Annotated in this window: 1 protein-coding gene; it reads left to right on the top strand. The window is 66.4% G+C overall.

Annotation, left to right across the window (positions count from 1 at the left end; translation table 11 throughout):
- Positions 1–259 precede the first annotated feature (259 nt).
- On the top strand, positions 260–1617 hold a 1358-nt coding region (locus K728_RS0102980), incomplete at its 3' end, for an HNH endonuclease signature motif containing protein (protein ID WP_237742075.1).

Raw genomic sequence — 1617 nt, 5'->3', positions numbered from 1 at the left:
TCCGGGCCCCCTATTTTCCCCTCATACTGTCGGTGCTCGATGATGGAATTGGGGTATGAAAAGCAGTGCAGCTTCTGCTCCCGGATCGGGAATCCCTCCCGAATCCGGCGCGGATTCCGCCTCGACCAGCGGGCCCGCGAACACGGCCACGGGGTCTACTGCGGGAACTCACGCCGGCGCTTCTGCGGCGTCTTCCTCCGGGGCTTCTGTTGGGTCTTCTGCTGGGTATGGTCCGGAGGGACCGCTAGGCGTGGACGCGGTGTGGACAGCACCCACTGTTGAACCGCCGGAGTCGGAGGCTGAGGCTGCGGGTTCGACCGATGCGGATGATGAGGCATCGGATTTTTGGGGAATGGCCTTCGTGCCCGGCGAGCGGGTGCGCTCCAGCGACGAACCTCCCGCCCTGACCGGCCAACTCGGGCTCGCCGCCCCGGCCGGCCTTGACTCTGCCCAGGTCTTGGATGCGTTGAATGACGTCGCCGAGGCGCGGTCATGGCTCGATGCCCAGGAAGCGAAACTGGTTACCCGGATCCTGGACCTGCAAACCGAGCAAACCCGTTGCGGCCGCGGGGCTTTCGGGTTTGAGAAAACCCTGGCCGCAGCCGAGATCGGCGCCACGTTGCACCTGCCGGAGCGGACCGCCGGGTTCCTGGTCGAACACAGCACCCTGCTGACCCGCCACTACCCGGCCACGTTGAACGCGTTAGAGGACGGCAGACTCTCACGCCGCCATGCCTGGGCCGTTGTCGAAGAAGCCACAGACATGCCCGACACCGACCCCGCTCTCGCCGCCGCCTATGAAACCAGGCTGATCGCGTTGGCCGGTCAGACCACCGTGACGAAGTTCTGCCGCCAGGCCCACCGGTTACGCGAAAAACTTCACCCCGAACCCATCAGTAGCCGGCACCGGAAAGCTCTCCGGGAACGCGAGGTGGTCCTGAACCCCGCCCACGACGGGATGGCCTGGCTCGCCGCGTACCTACCCACCGAACACGCGGCCGGGATCTTCCACCGGGTCGACACCGCAGCCCGGGCCCTGCAAGGACCCGACGAGGCCAGGACTCTCACCCAGCTCAGGGCCGACGTTCTGGTGGATGTCCTCACCAGTGCCGGACCCACCGGACACATGAGCGGCCCGGCCAAAGGGACCAGCGGGACCGAATCCTCCGGGCCCGAAGATTCCGTGCCCAGGAGCGATTTTGAACCCGGCAGGGGCGGCAACGATCATGACGGCGACGACGGGTCCAACGGGTCCAACGGTGGCAGCGGGTCCAGCCAGCCGCGGGAGGCCAGCACGTATTGGGGTGTGCAGGCGAAGGTGTTTGTCACCGTCCCGGTGATGACTCTCCTCGGCGGGGATACCCCGGGTGAATTGGAAGGCTACGGGCCGATTGATCCCGAGACCGCCCGGAAGCTCGCCGGGCACGCACCATCGTTCACCAGGATCCTCACCCACCCCTTTACCGGGGCCAGGTTAGGAGCTGATGCGACCACGTACCGGGTCCCGCAGGACCTGAAGGATGCGGTCCGGGTTAGGGATGGGACGTGTCGGCATCCGGGGTGTAACCGGTTGGCGGTGTTCTGCGAACTCGACCACACCACCCCCTGGTCCCAAGG

The organism is Arthrobacter sp. CAL618 (assembly GCF_000468215.1).
Lineage (GTDB): Bacteria > Actinomycetota > Actinomycetes > Actinomycetales > Micrococcaceae > Arthrobacter_D.
The sequence above is the reverse complement of the archived record's forward strand: the minus strand, read 5'-3'. Positions and strand labels throughout refer to the sequence as shown.